Genomic DNA, 23,786 nt, shown 5'->3' on the forward strand with positions numbered 1-23,786 from the left:
AGCCGAGCAAGGCTATGTAAAGAAAAAAGGATGTAACTGTAATAAAAATAAATAGTTTATTACTAATTTGAGCAATGACATTTCACCGCTCATGATTAACAATTTAACCCACTAGTATATAGTTTATTTAATGGATGAATTCTGTTTTTAATAGAATTCATCTTTTTTGTTTATATGTAATTTTTCAAACCATATAACTTATTCCATAAACAATAAAGTGTAAATCATAAATTTTGATTTTTCTTATATACCAACTTAACAAAGAGTAACTTTTCAATTGATTTATTTCTAATTTCCCACAAAAAATATAGCCCCACCTAATAAAATTAGGAGGGGCTATATACAAATGCCTGTTTAAATTTCAAACAAACATTGTAACAAGTTAGACGATATTAATACCTGCACTTACAAATCCAGCAACTGCAGCTATTGGACTAGCAGCTGTTAATGAAACATATAATAATACTTTATCCCCAGCGGCTACCGGAATTGCTTCAGGTATGATACCTGATGCTGTAGCACCAATCGCTATTACAGCAAATGCTGGTGCTAATAATAAAGGTGCGCCCTGTACTGTAAACGTATTACTTGCTGCAGGTGCAGTTAATATTTGTATCTGCACTTGAACAGGTGTTAATGGAGATAATGCAGCTGTTGCACTAAAGAAACCTGCTAACGATGTAATAGTCCCTGCGCGTGGTGCTACAAATGCATAATCACCTATCCCTAACGCTAATGTGATACTTGTTCCACCCGTTAAAGCTATGCCAGGCTGACTAAATCCAAATCCAAGAAGAGTTCCTGTATTAGCTATTAACGCGTTAACTAACGCAGATGGTGTTGTACCTGAAGCAAACGGAATAATAGCTCCGCCACCAGTTGCACCTGTTGCTCCTGTTGCTCCTGTTGCTCCTGTCGCTCCTGTTGCTCCTGTTGCTCCTGTTGCTCCTGTTGCTCCTGTTGCTCCTGTTGCTCCTGTCGCTCCTGTTGCTCCTGTCGCTCCTGTTGCTCCTGTTGCTCCTGTTGCTCCTGTTGCTCCTGTTGCTCCTGTCGCTCCTGTTGCTCCTGTTGCTCCTGTCGCTCCTGTCGCTCCGCCTCCTGTTGCTCCTGTTGGACCTGTTGGACCTGTTGGACCTGTTGGACCTGTTGGACCTGTTGGGCCTGTCGCCCCTGGAGTAGCATTGATTAATTGAATTAATAAACCAAAAAGAACTTGTAAAGTTGCAGGATCGATATTTGAGTTGCAGGATACAGGGATAAGATCTAAAGCGAAGAAGAATTGTGCAAGAGCGCTATAAAATTGTTGCAATAATGTTGACAATTGTCCTAAATTAGGTGCTGGAGATTGTAATAAAACTATAATACTTTGAGTTAATTGTTTCAAAAAATTAACTTCTGGGGAAGGTAATAAGGAATTTAAGAAAATTAAAAATTGATTAAATAAATCGAGTAACGCTAATCTGTTTGCATTACTTGGATTTGCAAAAAATGCTGCAATAGCTGATATTAATGAATTTAGTAAAGTAATTAATTGACTTAATTGTTGGCTAGTAATAGGAACTGACTGTGGATTTTTACAACAATCTGCTGAAAAAACAATCGGATTGCAGTTATTATGACCAAAACAATTATTATGTGACATTTATTTCCTCCTTACTTTTCTTATAGTTGAGTGTTTTCCTATTCTAAGAACTATAAAAGATGCGATTGTAAAAAGTAGTTGAGTTATATGTTTCTCTTAAAATAGGAAACATGAATTATAATCAAACTTGAAAACGTAATTTAATTATGTTCATGACTCACATATTAATTATATGTTTTTAATAATTGACTGCTTAGATTAAACACCTAAACTTAAGAGTTTATTTTATTTTTCCACGTTTATCTCCCAAATTCAATTGCCTATCAATTTAATTATCCATAGTAATCACTAAAACAATCAACAACATACGTTCCACTTATAATGACATCACTTTTTCCATACTAGAATAATTAGTATTTTACCTATACAAAAATTGTGTTGAAACTATAATCAAGATGCCGTTTCTAATATAGAAAATTCTCATATTATATAGTGGACAAGTTATTCTAAACTTCGTTCCAATAAATTTAGAATAGGAGTGAGAATTAAATGCCTATCATTCAACCATTTATGGCATCTAGAAGATTCACCTCTACACTAGGAGCTGGAACAGGCACAGGTGCTGCTTTTGCGATTGCTGCCACAGCTTGTTTAAACGATGCGGGTACTACTGCAACTGCCTTCCCAACTTTTACGTATTACAATCTCTATATAAACGGTATTCTTCAGCCTAGTGTAAACTCCAGTGTTACTACTGGTCCTACTGGTGCTATTACAATTCCTGGCGGAGATGTATTAGACGGTGGAATTCCAATTACAATTGAATTTATCGTCACTTAATTTTAACTAACCAAATTTAGAACAAAAAGGGCAGATTTCTCTTTATAGGAAATCTGTCCTTTTTAATTGATAATAATAAATTGTAGGATAATTGAAGATCCTTGTGAGGGTGGTTCAGCATCTAATAAAGTTAACTGACCAGCTGTAACTTCATAAAAAGGTTGTGGTTGAAGAATTCCATTTATAAATAGATTAATATAAGAAACTTCACTTGGTGATAAGATTTGTGTTGTACCGTATTGTGCTATACCATCTGCATTAGTATATATAAGTTTTTCCCCATCTGAAAAAGTAAAATATAATAGGTTTGTTGTTGGGATTGTTCCCGGTATTCCCGTTGGACCGGTTATTCCTGTTGCCCCTGTTTCTCCTGTTGGGCCGGTTATTCCGGTTATTCCTGTTTCTCCTGCTGCCCCTGTTTCTCCGGTTGCTCCTGTTGCCCCTGTTTCTCCGGTTGGGCCGGTTACTCCTGTTATTCCTGTTTCTCCTGCTGCCCCTGTTTCTCCTGTTACTCCGGTTGCTCCGGTTGCTCCGGTTGCTCCTGTTTCTCCTGTTGCCCCTGTTACTCCGGTTGCTCCGGTTGCTCCGGTTGCTCCTGTTGCCCCTGTTACTCCGGTTGCTCCGGTTGCTCCGGTTGCTCCTGTTGCTCCGGTTGCTCCTGTTGCCCCTGTTTTCCCTGTTTCCCCTGTTTCTCCTGTTACTCCTTTTTCTCCGGTTGCTCCGGTTGCTCCGGTTTCTCCTGTTTCTCCGGTTGCTCCGGTTTCTCCTGTTGCTCCTGTCGCTCCGGTTGCTCCTGTTTCTCCTGTCGCTCCGGTTGCTCCGGTTGCTCCGGTTTCTCCGGTTGCTCCGGTTGCTCCGGTTGCTCCGGTTGGAAAATTAATAGACGGAAGAGGTGGAAATGTAGGACCAATATTTTTAGAATCCATAACTTCCTTAGACATTGGTAATTTGTCATATCGATTCAAATTTGCATCTCCCTTCTATAGTATTTATTAAATGTTAGATGTTCCGAAATGTTAAAAGAATTATCTAAAAAAATACTATTAATCTCTCGATTAAAATCTTTGTACAAAATCAAATTTAATGTAACTTACTAAAAATGAATGTATTTTAAACAGCATGCCGTTACTATAAAAAATATTATTAATAGAATATATGAAAAGTATCTCCTTTATCATAAAAATGAGGTGATTTTAATTAAAAATAAAGATAGAGAAAATCCCCAAAATAATGACGTACAATTATCCTTCCTTATAGACTAACTGGTCCTACTGGTAGTACTGGACCCATGAGTAATACCGGACCCACGGGTAGTACCGGCATAAACGTTACAACAAATTCTATGTTTGCAAATAATACAGTGGGTGGAACAGTTTCAGTTGTACTAGGTGGTACTAACATACCACTCTCAAACAATTAAAGCCTTGATAGCTTTGCAGTCAATAGTGCAAATGATTTATTTACAGTCCCTGTAACGGGACGTTATTATCTTTCTTATCAAATTAATACTACAACTGCACTTCTTGCGGGTTCAAGACTAATTTTAAACGGATCTACATCACTTCTGAGCTCAATTCTATCTCCTGCCTTATCTACTTCAAGTTATAATAATAATTTAATTACAATATTAAATGCAGGTAATACTATTTCTCTTCAATTATTCGGTCTCTTATCAATTGTCAATTTAGTCGGTGGTGGATCAACTGGCGCCTCTCTAACAATTATACGAGTTGATTAATAAATGATTCATTTTTTCTTCTTAGCTTTAAATGCCATTCCCCTATATAGATAGTAGAAACTATCTATACTAAATATTCCGGATAAACATTATCAATTTACTCTATACGCTATCAATGTTAAGTTATTTATGAAGACAGTTTCTCCTTTACTAATCATCTCAATATGTATTTGAGAAACATTCTCCAATCCTATACGCGAGAGAAATACTGTGTTGACACTCAAATGAGTGTCTTTTTTTTGTAATTTTTCACATAATAAAAACCACCTTGTATAGATGGTTTTATAATTACGCTTCCCTTATATTTTTTATGTACATAAAAACTTATGAAGCTGGATAATAAATTGTCATACTCAACCGAGTTAACGTACTTCCTGAATTATAATAAGCGTGAGGTCTATCCGCCTTAAACCTGATTGAGTCTCCACTATTTAATCTATATTGACAATTATTTACCTCAATTGTCAGTTCACCATCAAACACAGTTATAAATTCCTCTGTTCCTTCTTTATGCGCTTCAGCATATAACTTTCCTTCTGTTTCAATTTCAACAGTATAGATTTCAAAATGTCTATCATCTTGGAAAGGAAACGAAGGATACACTTTATATCTCCCATTGTCTTCAGATAATACTTGAACATCGTTTCGTAAAATAACTTTCGTATCTGGCTGTGGATTATTGATTAAAGAAGTAAAAGACACTTTCAGGCCATTAGCAATTTTCCAAATCGTAGTTAGTGTCGGGCTAGATTCTCCCCTTTCAATTTGTCCGATCATCGTTTTACTTACACCACTTAATTGAGAAACTTTTTCTAAGCTCAGCTTTTCTTTTTCTCGAATAGCTTTTAAATTTTTTGCAAGAATAAGTTGAATTTCCTCCATAAAAAAACACTCCTATACAATATAACGACCATTATGTATAATAAAAAGTATACGTTATATTGTTCTTTTCAGTCATTATAACATACAAATTCAAAGGGAGGTTTGAAATGCCTATATTTTCTTTTTTATTATTCGTCTTTATTAGTAGCTTCACACCAGGTCCTAACAATTTTTTAGCTATGACATACGCCAACCAACATGGGTTAAAAAGTAGCATTAAATTTTGCTTCGGAGTGGCTTTCGGCTTTTTCATCATCACTTCATTATGTAGTTTCTTTAATATTATACTTATAAACATTCTGCCAATAATTGAATTTCCTTTAAAAATTTTAGGTGTAGCTTATATGCTGTATTTAGCTTTTAAAATACTCAATAGTAAAAGTAGTGCAAATACAAATGAAAAAAGCAATAAAAACTTATTTTTAGTAGGAATTATGCTTCAATTCGTTAATCCAAAGGGAATATTATTCGGACTGACTGTAGTATCAACTTTTATTCTCCCTTATTACAATTCATATTCTAGTTACCTTCTTTTTTCATTATTTTTAGGAGTAGTCGGTTTAATGAGTACGTTTAGTTGGAGCCTATTCGGTTCAATGTTCCAAAAACTTTTATTAAAACATAACCAATTCTTTAACATTATTATGGCAGTTTTATTAGTTTTTAGCGCTATTTCAATTGTTATCAACTAGCTCCATAACCATCCTAATTCTTAATTTAACAGTCAATCCGAAATAAATAATTATCCTTCCACCTATCATCTTTGTTTTTTTAGTATGATATGGTGGGAACCTTCTAGCGATAAGATTCCCACCATATCATACTAAATAAGAAGTGTGTTATATAAGGAGGAGGTTTTCATTAAGACTACTTTAATTTCTCATTTTTACAATGAAGAATATTTACTTCCATGGTGGTTAATGCATCATACAAAACTATTTGATCACGGTATTCTAATTAACCGAGGATCTACTGACCGTTCAGTGGAAATATGTAAGTTATTTGCACCTCATTGGGAAATTCGCAATTCAAAAGTATTAGAATTTGATGCCTATTTAGTTGATCAAGAAGTTATGGAAATTGAAAAAGAAGTTACTGGATGGAAAATGGTATTAAATACGACAGAGTTTCTTTGTTGTTTTAATAAAGAACAATTTTTTACTTCACTTAACTCTAATGGAGGGAACATGTTTTCCATTAGAGTTATAATGATGATCGATGAACCTTCTCACGGCTATTCTAATCCAAGATACAGTATTCCACTAGTCAAACAACGTTATCACGGTATTTTAATCCAACCCAGTCCCAATCTGCTTTATCTCAACGGTAGATTAATTCACAATACTTCCCATGGTGACTACAGAGTCGGCAGACATGGCTCACATTATCCATATAGCATTTACATGCAGCCTGCCTTCGTTTTAAAATTTTTTTATAGTCCATGGAACGAGGCTATGAAAAAAAGAAAATTACAAATTGGACCCACTCTTTCTAAACATAGTGTACAGCGTGGTTTAGGTTCTCATCATTTAACAACACTTGAAAAATTAGAAAAAAACTATACGCACTATGCGACCTTAACTACTGATCTTCGGTTAATCCCAGAATACCAAACTGTATTTCCCGATCTATGCTTTCCTAACTATTAATATCGTAAAAAGGTTAGCTATACATTTCTTATATTTGGGTTAACTGAAACAAATTCTACAGAACATACATCTAAAATTTTTTCTCTTATTCTCCTAAATAGAACTTTTTTCTACCTTGTACAAACATTTCTTACTTTTATTAAATACTATATATAGACAAATAAAAGATAGGAGATTAAAGAATGGCTGACTATTTTTATAAACATGGAAAAAAGTACTATAAAAACTATTCGTATTCTCACCACAAAAAAGAGAACTGTTTCATTGAAACGCATACGATTGCCGGTTCAAATATACCTCTAGATATTGTCGTACCAGCTAACACTTCAAGAATAGTTTTTGAAGATTCTACTAATAATCATAACAAAACATTACTTCAGTTTCATGTTCCTGGCACTTCTGCACCGATTGTAATAACTATTCGTACAAGAAATTCTCGTAGACCAATTACTGCTACAATAGCTACAGGTGAAACAAGGATTTTTCAAGTAGAAAATTTTGAAAGCCTCACTGTCACAAATAATACCAATACAAGTAGCGATATTGGTATTTTTATTCAAAAAACGTTTTGCATCTGCTGTGATGACCAAAATGATTACTATGCAGAACAATCACATTCTCTTAACCAAAAGAGTAACTGTTTTATTGAGACTCATACCATAGCCGGTTCGGGAACTTCCTCAACTGGAAATGTACCTCTAGATATTATCGTACCCCCTAACTCTTCAAGAGTGGTTTTTGAAGATCTTACTATTAATCACAACAAAACATTACTTCAAATATCTGTTCCTAACGATTCCGGTCCCATTGAAGTAACTATTCGAACAAGGATTTCTAACACACCAATTATCGCTACGATAGTTCCTAATGAAACAAGGATTTTTCAAGTAGAAGATTTCCAAGAACTTACCCTCACAAATAATTCCGATTCCTTTGATTTTATTGATATATTTATCAATAAAACGTTTTGTATTTGCTGTGATGACCAGAACAACCCTTGCGATGAATGTAACCATGAAGACAATGATTATGATTGTTAGTTTTAATGAAAAAGAAACCTTTATAAAAAGGTTTCTTTTTCATTAAAACAATTAACATCCGATAATTTATGTATTTACTTATCTATCATTTCTCATTTCTCATTTCTTAATAAAATAGCATTTTTGTTTATCCCGCATTAACGGGCAGTAAAACTCCCACCTCAAAATTCGGCTGGAGCAAAGAAGTTAGGTGGGAGATCAACTGCCCGTAAACGCCCGATTGGTTCAACTAATAATCAGTGGGGGATGAATAAAACCCCCACTGATTAAAGTTTCACTTTATAAATTTTACACATTTAAACTAGACAAGCATATGTTATTATATGGAGATCCCCTCCACTCATAAGATTCTTACCTTTCTAAGAGTACGTTTATAGGCGTGCTCTTTTGATTTTTTATTCAATAACGATTTTTACATCCACACGCTTCTTACTAAGCTTCATTGCTAAATAAAGCTGGATATATTTTTTCTATTTTTGAATGTATAATCCAAAACTTATTACTAGAAACCGTACAAATACTAATAGCTCTTCAAAAATAGAAACACATGCTTCTATGGCAAAAGACAATTCGAGTTGACGATTTTGATTTTTCGCATCATCAAAATCGGAAGCTACAACTTTTTATTAAATACAACTTCAGCCTTATGACCTTGCAGTATATATTGACAATACTTTAGCTAGTCATAGAAAATCTTATGGAACAATCGCAGTATATAAAAATCCAAATACTTCTCAAAGGATAGGATTATGGACAGTATATGATCCATCAAGACATTTAATATATTCCAAATTTGGTTGGGTAAGTAATAGACCAATTAATTCATAATAAGAAAAAGAGGCTGCGAAATAATTACAGCCTCTTTTCTTTAATCGCATTTTTCTATTTGGTCGCCTTCTTCACCTGCATTTTCTGCCGAACTATCCGTTCCGCCTCCCACTGCATGTTGCTGTTTGGTATTAGAACTTTCGATGGCAGCGTTGGTTCCCGCTGCACTGTCTTCTCCGCCACCACTTGCCACTTGAGTAGCACCAGCCTGTTCCTTACGGGTTTTATTAATTTGATTATTGATGATAAGTACAAATTCTGCCTCTTCATCCGAAGTTTCTTTTTTCATTTTATGCGGCTCAATCTGGTCCCCACTAATTCCCTTATTTATGGCTTCGCCTCCAGCGCCCACCGTTTGTTGCTGTCTGGTATTCGATGAATCAATTGCTGCATTACTTCCTGCTGCACTGTTTTGTCCGGCCCCACTGGCAATTTGTGTTGTATTCGGTGCAAATGTAATCTGATTATTAATGACAATGACAATTTTTCGTTTATCAGCAAGATTTCCCAAATTAATTTCTTCTCCATCTTTTTTTACAAATCGAAACGTGATTTTTTCATTGTTTTCCATGTTCTCCCCCCTTTGTAGTATTAAATGACTGGAGAATGATAATGGATTGGACAAGCGTATTTTTTTTACAAATATGTGCCCCCGCCCACAATGAAGGATGTATTACCAGATTATAGCATTTACCTCGTATTAGGTACGTCGGCTGGCGACAGTCCAACATCCGCCGAATTTCGGAATGCATGGAGAAAAGCCTTATAGGAGATATAAAAAGAGAGATTAGTAGAAACATTGGTATATAAAGGTTTCTAGGTTTCATTTTATTTTTCTACTTTCCTTTTCTTATTTAGATTTATCAGCCAAATATCTAGCATAGTGAACTAAATTTCTAGCTACATCTAATTCAAGATTAAATATATTAGGTACCCCTGGTCTCCAATTCACCTCAAATAACCACAATTTTTGATCCTTATCAATCCCTACATCAATTCCTAACTCATCAAATAATACATCCTTATATAAAGAATTAAAATGGTTAGAAAAAGTTACTGCAAATCGTTCTAAATACCTTTTAATATTATACCAATCGTTATCAAACTCCGCTTTTAAAAAAACATCTAAATAAGTACTGTAACCACCCTTAGCCATATTTGATACAATACTTCCTAATGGACCTATTCTCGGGAATATAGAAGTAACAACCCACCTGCCTTCCCCATTTCTTTGAACATGCAATCGAAAATCATAAACATGACCAGATTTCATTTGACATGAAATAAACTGTTGAACTATGTAACCTTGCTCTTGAATCTTATCAGATATAAAGCTCCGTAATTGTTTTTTATTAATAGATGAAATTTGTTCTGAATCATTCATACTGTAATTCATCCCATTTTTTTCAATGAAAATAATACCACTACCTTGATGTCCAGAAATTGGTTTAATAATAAGTTTTTCAAAACGATTAAACATGTCAAAAAACTTATTAACATCATTTAATTCATAAAAAGGAATAAGATATTGCTTAAATTTTTTTGCTCTATTTATTCTGTTATATACACTTAATTTATTTCCAATTGAATGACTTGTAAAAGGAACTTTTTCATGTAGATAATCATAAATTTGCTGATTTTTATCACTAACATGAACACTTGCATTGTAAATAACATCTGGAAAAGAAAATTCTTGTTCAATCCACTTACCATTTTCATAAGTTTTACCTAAAATCTTCTTCGTTTCTATATTTACTTTCCCTAAAGTAAAATAAAAAAATTCCACACCTTCAGCTTTAGCTACAGCAGCATAAGTATATGCTTTCTTTACGTCATTCGGATCTTTCCGATGATGAAGCATACCAATTATAGTCATGTTAGTTCTTCTTCCCTTCTTTCTAAAGATCTTTTTCAAAACAAATATCAAATTCATTATATATATATTCATGTTCTCCCTCATTCAACCATTTTTTGAAAAATCCAGAACAAGCTTAACCTCATTTTAATATTCTACCTATAGAAATAATAAACCTGAGGTTTTATAAAATGATAAATGATAAAGGTTAAGGTGACATAAAATGGATACTATTATTTTCATTGAAACAAATAAATCTGGATCAAGTAGGGAAGCAATCAAAGCAGCCGAAAAACTTAATTTCTTTACTGTTTTGTTAACTAACAAAACAAAATTTATTGAAGAACGAAATATATTCCCCGATGTACATCAAATGATTCTTACTGATATAAACGACTATGAAAATATAATTACAATAATCGAAAAAATAATAAAATCAGGGAAAAACATAAAAGGAATCTTTAGTTTTATTGATCCTTTTGTTTATGTAGCTGCACGTTTATCAGAAAATTTCTGTTCAAATATTGTATCTACTAAAGCAATCTATCATATGGAAAACAAAATATTAACTCGTAATGTACTTAAAGATTTACCAATCTCACTCAAATATTTAACTTATAAACCAACAGAATCATTATCATCTTTCCTTAAAAAAACTAAAAATATGAATTTCCCTCTTATTGTAAAATCCCCCAAATCCACAGGTTCAAAAGATGTATTATTAATAAAAAATAAAGATCAATTAATTTTATCTATGAAAAGTCTTTTAAAAAAACTACCTAATGAAGAAATTCTACTTGAAGAATATATAGATGGACCTCAGTACTTAGTCGAAGTTTTAGTTCAAAATGGAAAAGTCCATATTATAGCAGTAATTGAACAAGAAATTACACTTTTTGAACGCTTTATTGTTACTGGTTATTCTTTACTAGGACAGGTAGACAAAAGACTATATAATAGTCTTTTCAATGCAGTTAATTCTGTTATTCAGGCTTTTAATATGAAAAATGGAGCTTGTCATCTAGAACTCCGGAGAATAAATGATGTTTGGAAATTAATTGAGATAAACCCCAGAATATCAGGTGGAGCAATGAATGACATAATTGAAATTGGACATGGAATCAACTTAGTACAAGAAACTATTCAATTAATGTTAGGAAATAAACCTTCACTAAATAAAAAACATTATAAATATGTGTATGCTCATTACCTAACAGTTAAATTTAAAGGAAAACTAATTCGAGTTACAGGGAAAAATCGTAGTTCTAGATATCCTGGTGTAGAGAAAGTTTATATAAAACCTAAAAAAGGAACTTTTCTAAAACCACCTACATCAATGGGACATCGATATGGATACGTTTTAGCAGCGTCATATTTTAAAACAGAAGCAAAAAAAATAGCTTTAGAAGCGGCTAAAGAAATTTCTTTTGAAATCCAAAAATAATAAAAACAACATATATACACCAACAGATAAAAATATACTAAAAATCATATTTCTTATAATTTTAATTTATTTACTAAATAGACGACTCCAAAATGATTTAATTTATATATGGTAAAATATATCCATCGCTAATATGTCCAAACATGTAATTTTCATATCAGCAAAATTACAACTAGACTTATACAACATGATTCAAAAATCAATGAAGGAATGTTTTAAGTGAAAGGACGTATTCGAAAAAGAGGAACAAAGTGGTATATTATTGTCAATATCGGAGCTGATCCAGAGACAGGAAAAAGAAGACAAAAGTGGCTTTCATGATACATTTAAAGCCTATTTGAAAAAATCCGAATTAAAAAACATTAGATTTCATGATTTACGCCATACACATGCAACGCTTCTTTTAAAACAAGGAGCACATCCAAATATTGTAAGTGAACAATTGGGTCATAAGGACGTTTTCATAACCTTAAATCGCTATTCACATTTTTCACCTGGTCTGCAAAAGGACGCTGTTAAAACATTTAGTGAAAGACTATTCGGATGGTAATGTTTGCAAATACAAAAAATACGGTTTCTCTTCCCACGAGAAACCGTATCACATCAATATTTCCGTTAAATTTTAAACTGACTCGTATACAGATCAAAGTAAAACCCTCCATCTTCCATGAGAGTTTCATGATTTCCTCTCTCTAAAACACTTCCATCTTTTATTACAAGTATTTGATCTGCTTTTTCAATCGTTTTCAGCCGATGAGCAATTACAAAGCTCGTTCGCCCTCTCATTAAATTATTTAATCCGGCTTGAATTTGTAATTCTGTTCTCGTATCAATATTAGATGTGGCTTCGTCGAGAATTAATATATCTGCATCTGCTAAAATTGCTCGTGCAATCGCAAGAAGTTGTTTTTGTCCCTGACTTAAATTCGAACCTTCTGAAGCGATTTCTGTTTCATATTGATTCGGTAAATGCTTAATAAAAGAATGTGCTGATGCAGCTTTAGCAGCGGCCATTACTTCTTCATCACTTGCATCCAAACGCCCATACCGAATATTATCCATAATCGTCCCAGCAAATAAATACGTATCCTGTAAAACAACCCCTATTTTACTCCGCAAAGAATTAATATCATAATCCTTTATATCTTTTTCATCAATGTTAATTTGCCCTTTTTGAATGTCATAAAAGCGAGTTAACAAATTAATAATTGTTGTTTTTCCTGATCCAGTTGGACCGACTAAAGCGATGGTCTCCCCAGGATTTGCCTCGAGACTCACATCTTTTAAAATCATGTTGTCCTGTGCGTATCCAAATGAAACTTTCTCAAGCCTAACATGTCCTTGTAAATTTTGTACAAGTACTGCATCTTTTTTATTTTGAATTTCTGGTACTTCATCCATAATTTCAAAAACACGTTCTCCTCCAGCAACTGCCGCTTGAATCGTATTCATTAAAGTTGCAAATTGACTAAGTGGTCTTGAAAATTGTCGAGAATAATTAATAAAAGCTGCAATGACACCTACTGTTGTCATTCCGTTTAATACCATTACCGATCCAGTTCCAATTACAAGCCCCATTCCTAAGTTATTAATAAAGTTCATACTTGGAAAAATAAATGCTGAAAACGTTTCAGCCTTCGTTGCTGAAATTCTTAGCTGTTCGTTAATTTCATTAAAGTTATGTACGGTTTCTTTTTCTTTTCCGTATAACGTAGTTACGTCTGCGCCTGTAATAGCTTCCTCGATAAATCCATTTAATTCCCCTAAATCCTTTTGACGCTTCGCAAAGTTTTTGCCACTATAAGCAACTAGTTTTTTCGTAACGAAAAACATAATAGGTACTGTAATTAAAGTTACAATCGCTAAAATCCAATCTAATGAAAACATCGCAATTGTTACACCTATAAACGTTAACGCTGATGAAATAATTTGTACAACACTTTGTGTCAAAGCTTGATTTAAGTTATCAATATCATTTGTCACACGGCTCATTAAATCACCTTGAGAACGTACATCAAAGAATCGTAGAGAAAGTGTTTGGATTTTCTCAAAAATATCTTGTCGTATTTTTTGTATTGTCTTTAATGCAACATTAATCATTACAAATGTTTGTAACCATGTTAACAATACGGTTATCCCATATATTGCAATGAGCAGCATGCACATTCTCGCTGTCCCGCTTAAATCCTTCGGTACAATGTATTCATCAATGATGACCCCCATATAATATGGTCCAAGTAAACCTAGTAATGTAGTGATAAATACAAGAATAATAACGAACATAAGAGATGCTTTTTGATACCCCATGTAGTTCCATACTCGCATTATAGTTCCTTTAGTATTCTTTGTTTTTCCCGTTTTCGGATTGTTACGTCCACCTTTATTTCCAAATTGTCCTTGAAAATTACGCACGCTCTTCCCCTCCTTCTTGCTGCAGGTTACCACCTTGGGAAAGATAAATTTCCTGATACACTTCACAAGTTGCCAATAAAGCCTCATGCATACCAGTTCCAACTAATTCACCGTTATCCAAAACGAGGATTTTATCAGCATCTATAATAGAAGATATTTTTGATGCAATTAAAAATGTCGTTGTGCCACTATATTTCGACCTTAACGCTTCTTGTATTACAGCTTCTGACTTCGCATCAACTGCCGATGTAGAATCGTCTAATACAAGAATAGATGGTTTTCTCACTAAGGCTCTCGCAATAGATATACGTTGTTTTTGACCGCCAGATAGATTGGTTGCCCCTTGTGTTAAGTTATATTGATAAGAGTCATCCAGCTTATTGATAAATTCAGTCGCACAAGCAGATGAAGATGCTAATTCCAATTCATCATCAGTTGCATCTTCTTTGCCATAACGTAAATTCTCTTCTATACTGCCTGAAAAGAGAATTGCCTTTTGTGGAACGAAGCCAATGGAAGCACGAAGTTTTTGCAAATCGTATGCTTTCACATTAACATCATCTATACATATTTCACCTTGATCAACATCGTAAAGTCGTGGCAATAGTTTCGCCAATGTAGATTTACCACTTCCAGTAGATCCAATAATCCCTATTTTTTCACCTTTACGTACGGTAAAGGAAATATCTTTTAAAACATATTCATTATTTTTCGTATAACTATAACTAACATTTTTAAACTCTACATTACCATCCACTTGTTTTGGTTCATATGCGTCGCCTTCAGCTGTAATATCAACTTCAGTATGTAAGACTTGTTGTACACGATCAGCTGATGGAAAAGCACGGGCAATTTGAATAAATACCATACTAATAGACATAAGTGACATTAAAATGATATTTAAATAGTTTATAAATGCTAAAATTGCTCCAACTTGAAGGGTACCATTGAATACTTTTTCTCCACCTATCCACAAAGTTGCTACAATCCCGCCATTTACAACTAGCATAATAATTGGCATCATCAATGAAATAATTTGTATAGCACGAATATTTATTTCAGTTAAACTTATATTAACTTTCTCAAACTGTGAGATTTCATATTTTTGTCTTACATATGCTTTTATAACACGTACACCGGATAAATTTTCTTGTAGCTTTGTATTTACTTTATCTAATGCTTCTTGTACTCGTTTAAATGAACCGCTCGCTTGGCCTGCAATCCATACAATTGCAACTAATAAAACGGGTACCACAACAAGTAAAATTGGAAATAGGTCTCTCGCTGTTACAAAGACTATAATGATACTTCCAATAAATAATAACGGTCCCCGGACAAGTACACGTAACGTCATCGTCATTGCCGATTGAATAGATGTAATATCATTTGTCACGATTGTTAATAATTTACCTGTTCCAAATGAATCACGATTTTTGCTAGAAAATGTTTCTATTTTCGCAAACACATCTTTTCGTATGTCTGTAGCGAAATTAACAGCAGCTTTTGTAGAATACATCATACAACCAAGTCCTCCAACTAAACCGATTGCTGCTGCTCCTATCATAAGAAGCCCCATTTTTATTACATAATTCAAATCCCGGTTTGCAATTCCAACATCAATAATATGTTGCATTATTGTCGGTTGAATTAAGTCCATCGCAACCTCAAGTACCATAAATAGCGGTCCAATAATAGCGAAGAACATGTATGGTTTTAAATACTGTAACAACTTGCGAAATGATTTCATACACAATCTCCTTTTTTCATGAAATTACCATCGAATAATTTATATTCCTCCTTATTTGAGCGATATAGTCTGTAATTTCTCCATTAGTCCTATTATATTAGGCAAATTAATATTTAACATTATTAAATGATAAGTTTTAAATCATTTTTAGTCAATAAAATGGAACTTTAATCTACCAGGCATTTTCACTGCCAGTTGATGTGAATACTCTTTAACTTAATAAAAACCGCATTCTCATTTAGTAAGAATGCGGTTTTTCCATCTATATTTGTTCAATTTTAAAATCGAAAACCTCGGTCTCGAATCCATTATTTTCAGAAGGACTACACGTATAAAAACCAATTTTAACAGGCTCATTACCTATGTCCTCCATCAAATGAGCGATTCTTATTTGTTCCCATCGCTGACTCGTTTTCACATATATTGTATAATCGCCAAGTTTTCGAATAATTCGAAAACGTAATTGTTGCTTAGCAAACTCATTTGGATAGTCTTGCGTTGACCAATCAGAATAGCCATTATTCGTTACGACAGCACCTAAATGTGATGGGCCCTCAGGAATATATTCTAAAGATGTTTTTAACCAACACTTCTCAGAAATCATAACAAATAAACCCGCTTGATCGTATGTCGCATTTGGATTCATGCGCAATTGAACTTCAGCCTGAAAATCTGTCATTATCTCATCATAAAATACATGGCCATTCATTACTTCAAAACCATAATGGGTTTTCAGCCAAAAATCTGTTTCTTCTTTCGAATGGACAATGAATGTATCATTGTCTTCAAGTTTGTAAAATTTAGGTGCGTTCATTACAGTAAGTTGCTCAATATGATTTGGTATATATGATGTTTTCATAATTCCTCCATAAAAAAGCATTTAAATTAATATTTAAAACTCAGTTAATACCGGGAATTTATAACCTTTAAAATCTAATTCTTTATTACTTCGAACCATTAAATACTTACTAGTCTGTAATTCTGTATATTGTACATCATCAATTCCTAATTGATCTGGGTAGAAATAAAATTCAATCTCCGTAAATTCCCCAGAGATTTCCTCACATAATTCATCTAAAATCGGAATTACCGGCGCAAATACTCCAAATAATTTTAGTTTTTGATTTTCTACTGTAAAAACAATCAGCGCATCTAATTTCTCTGAATAATAAAGGTTTTCATTCCATGTTGAATCATACATATTTAAATAAAACGAAGAGCGGTAATTTAACGTTGAAAATTTATTAGAAAGCCTTTGGCCATTTTCAATAATCTCATGTATTAATTGTCTATCCTCTTCATTATAAAAATCTAACTTTTTAAGTTGAGAATCTTTATCACTCTTGTTTTCGTATGATACTGTCATCAAATATTCTTGCACAATTTGAAAACCAAATGGTTTATATAGTTCCGGATTTTCAGTAAACAAGACCGCACACTCGCATTGCTCATCAATTTCCTCTATCATCTTACTAAACAATTGTTTCATTAATCCTCGTCTACGATAATTCGGATGTGTCATTACTGATTGAATACCCGCTGCATTTATTTTTTCACCATTAATTAAAAGCGGAAGTGAAAATGCCGCAACATTTGCAATCGCTTTATCATCTTGTAAAAATGATAATGCTTTATATGTATAATCCCAATATCCTTTCGCTGAAAAATCATGCAATGTTTGACTTGTAATCCCAAACACTTCTTCAAATAAAGGAAATAACTGCTCTCTTTTCGGTTCTTCTAATAGAATATTTACAAAATTACCAACATTCCCCATATTGTCCCTCCATACGTCGATTCCATTAAATTAGATATACTTATATGACCTACTCCTAGAATAATAGGCCTTTCAAATCAATATAGTATCATAAAACATAAAAAAATAGTCTAATTTATTTTTTGTTTTGACTATTTAAAAACAAGTCAAATAAACTCATATAAAGATTTTTGAATATTAATAAGTTTATTATATACAAATGGTGCTTTCTAATTAACTTATTACTAATAGAAATGCACCATTTATAAAAATATTATTCACTTATTATTTTGTTCCTTCAAGTCGCTCCTTCGTACTTATTTCTTCACCCCTAATACGCTTTTCAAACGTCTTTCTCCAACTAGTAGACAGTGCATTTACTTCTAAAATCCTTCTTAATCCTTCAGAGTTTTGCTTTTCTTTATGCATTATGCGATTCGCAAACGAAATTGACACACCTTTTGGATCAGGCCTCAAAAATTTCAAAGTATCTACCGGTAATATCCACCCTTCTTTTAATACTCGAAAATAAAAACCTGTGTATCCTGTATCTTGAAAATATAATGGTAGCTTTGGAATATTATATTTCTTCGCTAATTTAAAACAAGGTTGTCTTGGCTGCGTTACTTGTACAATCGCTTCTCCGAGTTGAAACGTGTCACCAATACAAACATCTTCTTCACGCATTCCGCTTACTGTTATATTTTCACCGAAAGCCCCATATACAAGTTCCTGATTCAATTCTTTTTCCCAGTACGGATAGTGGTCACCAGTATAAACACAAACCGCTTTATCTACCCCTCCATGATGAACTAAATCCGCCTGTCCATCTCCATTAAACTTTAAAAATGATAAAAAAACAGGTTCCTTTACTTGCTTTTTATTTATCCCTGTTTGAATTAACTTCCCACCATACATAACCTCTTTTGGCAATCCTATATTTAAAGATAGGATTTCATATACTTTAGTCATTCAAATCCCTCCTCTTACTTGCGGCACAACTTTTCAAAAGACTCATTTATTATTTCAAACCCTCTATCTATTTCTTCGTTTGAGATAACTAGAGGTGGTAAAAAGCGTAGTACATTATCAAATATCCCCGCTCCAATACTTATAAGCCCATTCTTCCAAAAATCTTCAATTAGCTTTACTGTTAGTTCTTTTGCAGGTTCTTTCGTTATGCGATTCGTTACAAGTTCCATTGCAACCATCGCACCGATTCCACGAACATCACCAATCACTTCGTACTTTAATTGCATTTGATGTAGATGTGACATTATTCTATTTCCAACTTGCTGAGCTCTTTCAACTAGATTTTCTTCTTCCATAATTTCAAATACAGCAAGACCGGCTGCACATGATAATGGACTTCCCGCAAAGGTCCCACCGATTTGCCCTCTCCCAGGAATATCCATCAACTCCGCACGGCCAACAATTGCACTTAATGGTAAGCCTCCAGCTATTGATTTTGATAATGTAATAATGTCAGGCTCTATTTGAAAATGTTCCGTTGCAAACCAGTTCCCAGTTCGACCAAATCCAGTTTGCACCTCATCCATTATCATTAAAATACCATATTGATTACAAATCTCCCGGATTCGTTTTACAAATAAAATAGAAGGAACAATAAATCCAGCTTCTCCTTGTACTGGTTCCATTACGATTGCCGCTACTTTTTCAGGTGATACTTCTTCTAAAAACTTTTCAAACTGATAGATGACTTGAGAATCCACTTCTTCAGGAGAAGCCCCTTCTTCAGCTCTGTAATAGTACGGATACGGCAATATATGCATGTCTGAAACGAACGGACCAAATCCTGCTTTATATGGATTTTCTTTGGTCGATAAAGACATCGTCATTAATGTTCTCCCATGAAATCCTCGTTCAAACGAAATTACTTTACTCCTCCCTGTTACTTTACGTGCGATCTTTACAGCATTTTCAATCGCTTCCGCACCACTATTGGCAAACATCGTTTTTTTCTTGCTTGTACCTGGCACTTTCTCATTAATTTTCTCCGCTAAAGTAATATAATTTTCATATGGAGTTACATGAAAACAAGGATGTATAAATGATTCTGCTTGTTTTTGTACCGCTCTTACAACTTTCGGATGACAATGTCCAACATTTTGCATACCAATTCCACCAGCAAAATCAATAAACTGATTTCCATCTACATCTGTTATTATCGCTCCCCTTGCTTCTTTTACATATAAAGGCGTTAAATGATATATTCCTGTCGGTACAGCCTCCTCATACCTTTTTTGAAGCACTTGTGAATAACTGCCCGGTAATACACTAGATTTCAACAATTCTTCTTCACCTCATCTAATTTTTTAATCAATCCATTTCTGATAAAGTGATTATAAATCCCACAAAACCATTGTTCAATTCAATTATTTATATAATAATGATAGGTATATCCTATGATTAAACTTGAGGTGATTTCAATCGAATTACGACAATTAGAATACTTTTTAGCTGTTTCGAAAGAATTACATTTCACAAAAGCAGCCGAGAAATTAAATATTTCACAACCTTCACTAAGCCAACAAATACGTGCATTAGAACATGAAGTAGGCATGCCACTTTTCGATCGAATTGGTAAAAAAATATCTTTAACTGAAGCAGGAAGAGTTTTATTATCGCACAGTAAAACAATCTTTCATGAAGTCGAACAAGCCCGTTCTGCCATTCAAGATTTAAACGGATTACAGCATGGATCCTTAACAATCGGCTCATTGTTAACCGTCGTAAATTATTTACTACCACCAACCATTTTAAATTTCAATAATTTATATCCTAATATTGAGCTTTCTGTATTAGGTCTTCGTACAGGAGAAATTCGTGAAAAATTATTACAAAACGAATTAGATATTGGCATTACATTTCTACCAGTGCAAGATAAAGAGATTATTTCTATCCCACTATATAAAAGTGAACTTACATTAGTTGTGCCATCCAGCCATTCTTTAACTGAACGTAAGTATGTATCTATCGAAGAATTACAGGAATATCCTTTAATTCTTCTGCCAAAAAATTTCTATTTAACAGAGCTAATAACAACGCATTGTCAAAACTTCAACTTTAAACCAAAGCCAATTTTAGAAATTAGTACGATGGAATCTTTAATTCAAATGGTCTCACAAGGTATGGGGATTACCGTGTTACCAAAACCGTATATAGACTTTTTGCAAAGTGAGCACATACAAGCTATTAAAATTGAAAACCCCACTCCAACAATAGATATAGGACTTATTTATAGAAAAGATAAGTATATGCGCGCTGCTACCCGGAAATTTATTGAGCAACTCAAAATAACAGTACATTCTCTACAAAAATAAGCATAAAAGAGATTATCCTATGAAGCCGATGCACAACGACCTATTAGAATAATTTCTTTTCATAATGAAATAAAACATTACATATAAACTCATATAATTTTAGTGCACCTTTTTTGAGATTGGAATATATTTTGTAAAATACGCCCCCACTAGCAACAATACGATTGAGACTAGCCAAGTAAAAATACCGCCAAGATGAGAAATCCCCTATGATGTGTAGTATTGATATTGAAAATAATGAGGTATTAATTAGTTCCATTGTTTTTTATAACGACAAAGAAGATGAGTATATTGCTATAGAAGATGTAGTGAAAAAGGTTGAAATGCCTTTATCACTTAATATTAATCTCACAATTAACGGAGAGCCTAGATTTTTAAAATTCTCTGCAGATAAAATTGATATTTATAAAAACACTATAAAAACTAACTTAAATTAAATTTCAATTAAAGTTAGGAAAATACTCATTACGCAAGAACTGGGAAACCATAATAATTAACGGTTTCCCAAATATCCTTCTATTTTCAATATTTATATAAATTTATACTAAATAATCCCCTTTTTCACCAATGTCTCTGCGATTTGAACTGAATTCCAAGCTGCACCTTTTAATAAATTATCAGCAACAATCCAAAGATGGAATCCTTTTGGTGTATCAGGATCTTTGCGTATTCTACCTACAAATGTATCTCTTTTACCCTCTGCATATAATGGCATTGGATAAATTTGTTCACTAGGGTTATCTTGTAAAATAACACCTGGTGCATTCAGTAATACTTCTTTAATTTCTGCAACGGTCGCTTCTTTTTCAAGTTCAATATAAACCGATTCGGAATGCCCTGATACAACTGGAACTCTGACACAAGTAGCTGCCATTTTTAGATTGGGATCTTCTAAAATTTTCTTCGTCTCTTGAATCATCTTTACTTCTTCGAATGTGAAATCATTGTCTGTAAATATATCTACTTGTGGCAGTACATTAAATGCAATTGGATAATTTTTTTTATCTTTTTTCGCGGGCAATATAGTACTCTTCACTTCATCACCTGCAAGCATTGACTTAGCCTGTTCTTTTAATTCATGAATCGCATGAATTCCTGAACCTGATACAGCTTGATACGTTGAAACAATAATTCGTTCTAAACCGAATGATTTTCGAATTGGCTGGAGAGCTGTTACCATCTGTAGTGCTGAGCAATTCGGAACTGCAATGATACCTTTATGCTCCCTTAAGGTGTGTGCATTTACTTCTGGAACGACGAGTGGTACATCGTGTGCCATTCGGTATTCACTTGTGTTGTCAATTACGATTGCCCCGCTAGAAACTGCATGATTTACATATTGTCTAGAAACTTCTCCTCCAGCACTAAAAAATGCAATGTCTATCCCTTCAAAACTAGTTGATTTTGCCTCTTGTATTTTAATCTCTCTTCCTTTAAAACTTACTGCCTTACCAGCAGATCGTTTTGACGAAAGTAATGTAATTTCTTCTATATTAAACTTCGTTTCTCTCTCTAACAATGCAATGATTTTTTGTCCAACTGCACCTGTAGCCCCAACTACAGCTACATGATAGCTTTTTTCACTCATTTTTTCTCCTCCAATTTCACTTAAATAAATTTCTCCACAAATTAATTTTAAAAGAAATTTAATGATTTGAAAAATTGAAATACATGATATAATCGTTCACAAATCATGATAATAAAAGAGGTATCATTTATGGAAATGAGACATGTTAAAACATTTTGTGCCATTGTTAAATATGGTGGTTTTTCCAAAGCTGCTCATGCGTTAGGTTATGCGCAATCTACTGTTACAGGGCATATTAAAGCATTAGAGAATGATTTAAATATTCCTCTATTCGATCGATTAGGCAAAAAAGTACTTCTTACAAAAGCAGGTCATCAATTTCATCCGTACGCATTAGAATTACTTGCTATTTATGAAAAGGCTCAAGAAATCCCTCAAAACAGTGACCATTTAGAAGGAACATTGACTATTACATCTAACGAATCATTGGCAGTGTATCGGTTACCACAATTATTACGTACTTACAAACAGGAAAATCCGAGAGTAAATATCGTACTTGAGACAAATACCAATGAGCAAGCATTGACAAAACTACATGAAGGGGAAACCGATGTTATCTTCATAATTGGAGAAAGTATAGAGCATAATGATTTGATTACGTGCAATTTATGTAATGAAACATTTGGATGGATTTTCCCTGCTCATTTCCCTTCAAACACTGATCCACTCCTTTTATTACAGGATACTCAATTTATATTTACAGAACAAAGCTGTGGCTATAGACCAATGGTAGATAATTTTTTACGTCAAAGCGGCAGAAATCCTAATAAAACATTTGAGACTTCCAATGTTGAAGTCATTAAACAATCCGTTATGTGTGAGTTAGGAATTTCTATTCTCCCTTACATCGTTGTACAAGAAAGTTTTCAAAAAGAGCAACTCTGTTTTCAGCCCATCGAAACTCCAGCAGTCATTCAAAGCCACGTAATCTACCATAAATCTAGATGGATATCACCAGTTTTACAATCGTTTCTTACATTATTAGAGAACCTAGAAAAGTAAGCGCGTAATAACAAAAATGAGTAACTGCTCTAAAAAGCAATTACTCATTTTTGTTAAAACATTTGTGTTCATAACAATA

At 33.4% G+C, this 23,786-nt stretch carries 20 protein-coding genes and 3 pseudogenes; 11 read left to right on the plus strand and 12 right to left on the minus strand.

The features are described 5' to 3' along the window. Positions 1-382 precede the first annotated feature (382 nt). Positions 383-1,642 carry an exosporium glycoprotein BclB-related protein gene (locus tag ACE38F_RS16290; protein ID WP_375369188.1) on the minus strand — a complete coding sequence of 420 codons (1,260 nt, stop codon included), beginning with the start codon at positions 1,640-1,642 and terminating at the stop codon, positions 383-385. Between the two features lie 489 nt (positions 1,643-2,131). Here ACE38F_RS16290 and ACE38F_RS16295 point away from each other — a divergent pair, with 489 nt between their 5' ends. Continuing rightward, positions 2,132-2,422 carry a DUF4183 domain-containing protein gene (locus tag ACE38F_RS16295; RefSeq protein WP_002012883.1) on the plus strand — a complete coding sequence of 97 codons (291 nt, stop codon included), beginning with the start codon at positions 2,132-2,134 and terminating at the stop codon, positions 2,420-2,422. A gap of 62 nt (positions 2,423-2,484) precedes the next feature. Here ACE38F_RS16295 and ACE38F_RS16300 read toward each other — a convergent pair whose 3' ends face one another. After that, on the minus strand, positions 2,485-3,387 hold the full coding sequence (locus tag ACE38F_RS16300) for a DUF4183 domain-containing protein (RefSeq protein WP_375369189.1): 903 nt from the start codon (positions 3,385-3,387) through the stop codon (positions 2,485-2,487). Positions 3,388-3,710: 323 nt separating this feature from the next. Here ACE38F_RS16300 and ACE38F_RS16305 point away from each other — a divergent pair. Next, positions 3,711-4,160, plus strand: a pseudogene (locus tag ACE38F_RS16305) (BclA C-terminal domain-containing protein). 324 nt (positions 4,161-4,484) lie between these two features. On the opposite strand, the gene ACE38F_RS16310 reads toward ACE38F_RS16305, so the two are convergent. Next, a complete protein-coding gene (locus tag ACE38F_RS16310; protein WP_002069930.1) occupies positions 4,485-5,042 on the minus strand; it encodes a helix-turn-helix domain-containing protein in 558 nt (185 codons plus the stop codon). A gap of 107 nt (positions 5,043-5,149) precedes the next feature. Here ACE38F_RS16310 and ACE38F_RS16315 point away from each other — a divergent pair, with 107 nt between their 5' ends. The 3 genes from ACE38F_RS16315 (at position 5,150) to ACE38F_RS16325 (ending at position 7,731) form a co-directional block, all read left to right on the plus strand. Continuing rightward, the gene (locus ACE38F_RS16315) at positions 5,150-5,734 is read left to right on the plus strand and encodes a LysE family translocator (RefSeq protein ID WP_063219529.1); all 585 of its coding nucleotides are present in this window, start codon (positions 5,150-5,152) and stop codon (positions 5,732-5,734) included. Positions 5,735-5,878: 144 nt separating this feature from the next. Then, positions 5,879-6,691: a glycosyltransferase family 2 protein gene (locus tag ACE38F_RS16320; RefSeq protein WP_341306773.1), complete on the plus strand. Its 813-nt coding sequence runs from the start codon at positions 5,879-5,881 to the stop codon at positions 6,689-6,691. 182 nt (positions 6,692-6,873) lie between these two features. Then, complete coding sequence (locus tag ACE38F_RS16325; RefSeq protein WP_375369190.1) at positions 6,874-7,731, plus strand: exosporium protein D; 858 nt, start codon at positions 6,874-6,876, stop codon at positions 7,729-7,731. Between the two features lie 868 nt (positions 7,732-8,599). On the opposite strand, the gene ACE38F_RS16330 is transcribed toward ACE38F_RS16325, so the two are convergent. Next, complete coding sequence (locus ACE38F_RS16330) at positions 8,600-9,130, minus strand: hypothetical protein (RefSeq protein ID WP_002109913.1); 531 nt, start codon at positions 9,128-9,130, stop codon at positions 8,600-8,602. Between the two features lie 279 nt (positions 9,131-9,409). Further along, on the minus strand, positions 9,410-10,507 hold the full coding sequence (locus tag ACE38F_RS16335) for a YheC/YheD family endospore coat-associated protein (RefSeq protein WP_375369191.1): 1,098 nt from the start codon (positions 10,505-10,507) through the stop codon (positions 9,410-9,412). A gap of 130 nt (positions 10,508-10,637) precedes the next feature. Here ACE38F_RS16335 and ACE38F_RS16340 point away from each other — a divergent pair, with 130 nt between their 5' ends. The 3 genes and pseudogenes from ACE38F_RS16340 (at position 10,638) to ACE38F_RS16350 (ending at position 12,408) form a co-directional block, all read left to right on the plus strand. Beyond that, positions 10,638-11,858 carry an ATP-grasp domain-containing protein gene (locus tag ACE38F_RS16340; RefSeq protein WP_002109911.1) on the plus strand — a complete coding sequence of 407 codons (1,221 nt, stop codon included), beginning with the start codon at positions 10,638-10,640 and terminating at the stop codon, positions 11,856-11,858. 219 nt (positions 11,859-12,077) lie between these two features. After that, a pseudogene (locus ACE38F_RS16345) lies at positions 12,078-12,176 on the plus strand (Arm DNA-binding domain-containing protein); the annotation flags it as partial. After that, positions 12,139-12,408, plus strand: coding sequence for a tyrosine-type recombinase/integrase (locus ACE38F_RS16350; protein WP_375369352.1), 270 nt, complete (start codon positions 12,139-12,141; stop codon positions 12,406-12,408). The pseudogene ACE38F_RS16345 and the gene ACE38F_RS16350, both read left to right, overlap by 38 nt. A 65-nt stretch (positions 12,409-12,473) precedes the next feature. Here ACE38F_RS16350 and ACE38F_RS16355 read toward each other — a convergent pair whose 3' ends face one another. The 6 genes from ACE38F_RS16355 to gabT form a co-directional block, all read right to left on the minus strand. Continuing rightward, entirely contained in the window at positions 12,474-14,270 is a 1,797-nt protein-coding gene (locus ACE38F_RS16355; protein ID WP_340986572.1) for an ABC transporter ATP-binding protein, read from the minus strand. Further along, positions 14,263-16,017: an ABC transporter ATP-binding protein gene (locus tag ACE38F_RS16360; RefSeq protein WP_375369193.1), complete on the minus strand. Its 1,755-nt coding sequence runs from the start codon at positions 16,015-16,017 to the stop codon at positions 14,263-14,265. The genes ACE38F_RS16355 and ACE38F_RS16360 overlap by 8 nt, the downstream gene beginning before the upstream one ends. Before the next feature lie 262 nt (positions 16,018-16,279). Then, entirely contained in the window at positions 16,280-16,876 is a 597-nt protein-coding gene (locus ACE38F_RS16365) for a DUF1349 domain-containing protein (RefSeq protein ID WP_002127357.1), read from the minus strand. Positions 16,877-16,909: 33 nt separating this feature from the next. Beyond that, positions 16,910-17,794 (minus strand): GNAT family N-acetyltransferase, encoded by an 885-nt coding sequence (locus ACE38F_RS16370; RefSeq protein ID WP_375369194.1) that lies wholly within the window; start codon positions 17,792-17,794, stop codon positions 16,910-16,912. A 264-nt stretch (positions 17,795-18,058) separates the two neighbouring features. Then, entirely contained in the window at positions 18,059-18,745 is a 687-nt protein-coding gene (locus ACE38F_RS16375; protein WP_215556334.1) for an MOSC domain-containing protein, read from the minus strand. Between the two features lie 14 nt (positions 18,746-18,759). Continuing rightward, a complete protein-coding gene (gene gabT / locus ACE38F_RS16380) occupies positions 18,760-20,085 on the minus strand; it encodes a 4-aminobutyrate--2-oxoglutarate transaminase (protein ID WP_215556333.1) in 1,326 nt (441 codons plus the stop codon). Between the two features lie 129 nt (positions 20,086-20,214). On the opposite strand from gabT, the gene ACE38F_RS16385 reads away from it, so the two are divergent. Both ACE38F_RS16385 and ACE38F_RS16390 read left to right on the plus strand, forming a co-directional pair. Then, positions 20,215-21,117 carry a LysR family transcriptional regulator gene (locus ACE38F_RS16385; protein WP_215556588.1) on the plus strand — a complete coding sequence of 301 codons (903 nt, stop codon included), beginning with the start codon at positions 20,215-20,217 and terminating at the stop codon, positions 21,115-21,117. Between the two features lie 194 nt (positions 21,118-21,311). After that, a pseudogene (locus tag ACE38F_RS16390) lies at positions 21,312-21,554 on the plus strand (hypothetical protein); the annotation flags it as partial. Between the two features lie 107 nt (positions 21,555-21,661). Here the strand turns inward: ACE38F_RS16390 and ACE38F_RS16395 are convergent. Then, on the minus strand, positions 21,662-22,705 hold the full coding sequence (locus ACE38F_RS16395; RefSeq protein ID WP_215556331.1) for an aspartate-semialdehyde dehydrogenase: 1,044 nt from the start codon (positions 22,703-22,705) through the stop codon (positions 21,662-21,664). 129 nt (positions 22,706-22,834) lie between these two features. Between ACE38F_RS16395 and ACE38F_RS16400 the strand changes: the two genes are divergently transcribed. Further along, the gene (locus ACE38F_RS16400; protein WP_215556330.1) at positions 22,835-23,707 is read left to right on the plus strand and encodes a LysR family transcriptional regulator; all 873 of its coding nucleotides are present in this window, start codon (positions 22,835-22,837) and stop codon (positions 23,705-23,707) included. The last annotated feature ends 79 nt before the right edge of the window (positions 23,708-23,786 follow it).

The sequence above is a fragment of the Bacillus altaicus genome (genome assembly GCF_042136375.2).
GTDB classification, from domain to species: Bacteria; Bacillota; Bacilli; order Bacillales; family Bacillaceae_G; genus Bacillus_A; species Bacillus_A cereus_U.

Bases quoted from the DNA above. Each gene is read 5' to 3' on its own strand.
- ACE38F_RS16290 (WP_375369188.1), bottom strand. From the start codon at position 1,642: ATGTCACATAATAATTGTTTTGGTCATAATAACTGCAATCCGATTGTT.
- ACE38F_RS16295 (WP_002012883.1), top strand. From the start codon at position 2,132: ATGCCTATCATTCAACCATTTATGGCATCTAGAAGATTCACCTCTACA.
- ACE38F_RS16310 (WP_002069930.1), bottom strand. From the start codon at position 5,042: ATGGAGGAAATTCAACTTATTCTTGCAAAAAATTTAAAAGCTATTCGA.
- ACE38F_RS16315 (WP_063219529.1), top strand. From the start codon at position 5,150: ATGCCTATATTTTCTTTTTTATTATTCGTCTTTATTAGTAGCTTCACA.
- ACE38F_RS16325 (WP_375369190.1), top strand. From the start codon at position 6,874: ATGGCTGACTATTTTTATAAACATGGAAAAAAGTACTATAAAAACTAT.
- ACE38F_RS16330 (WP_002109913.1), bottom strand. From the start codon at position 9,130: ATGGAAAACAATGAAAAAATCACGTTTCGATTTGTAAAAAAAGATGGA.
- ACE38F_RS16335 (WP_375369191.1), bottom strand. From the start codon at position 10,507: ATGAATATATATATAATGAATTTGATATTTGTTTTGAAAAAGATCTTT.
- ACE38F_RS16340 (WP_002109911.1), top strand. From the start codon at position 10,638: ATGGATACTATTATTTTCATTGAAACAAATAAATCTGGATCAAGTAGG.
- ACE38F_RS16360 (WP_375369193.1), bottom strand. From the start codon at position 16,017: ATGAAATCATTTCGCAAGTTGTTACAGTATTTAAAACCATACATGTTC.
- ACE38F_RS16365 (WP_002127357.1), bottom strand. From the start codon at position 16,876: ATGAAAACATCATATATACCAAATCATATTGAGCAACTTACTGTAATG.
- ACE38F_RS16370 (WP_375369194.1), bottom strand. From the start codon at position 17,794: ATGGGGAATGTTGGTAATTTTGTAAATATTCTATTAGAAGAACCGAAA.
- ACE38F_RS16375 (WP_215556334.1), bottom strand. From the start codon at position 18,745: ATGACTAAAGTATATGAAATCCTATCTTTAAATATAGGATTGCCAAAA.
- ACE38F_RS16395 (WP_215556331.1), bottom strand. From the start codon at position 22,705: ATGAGTGAAAAAAGCTATCATGTAGCTGTAGTTGGGGCTACAGGTGCA.
- ACE38F_RS16400 (WP_215556330.1), top strand. From the start codon at position 22,835: ATGGAAATGAGACATGTTAAAACATTTTGTGCCATTGTTAAATATGGT.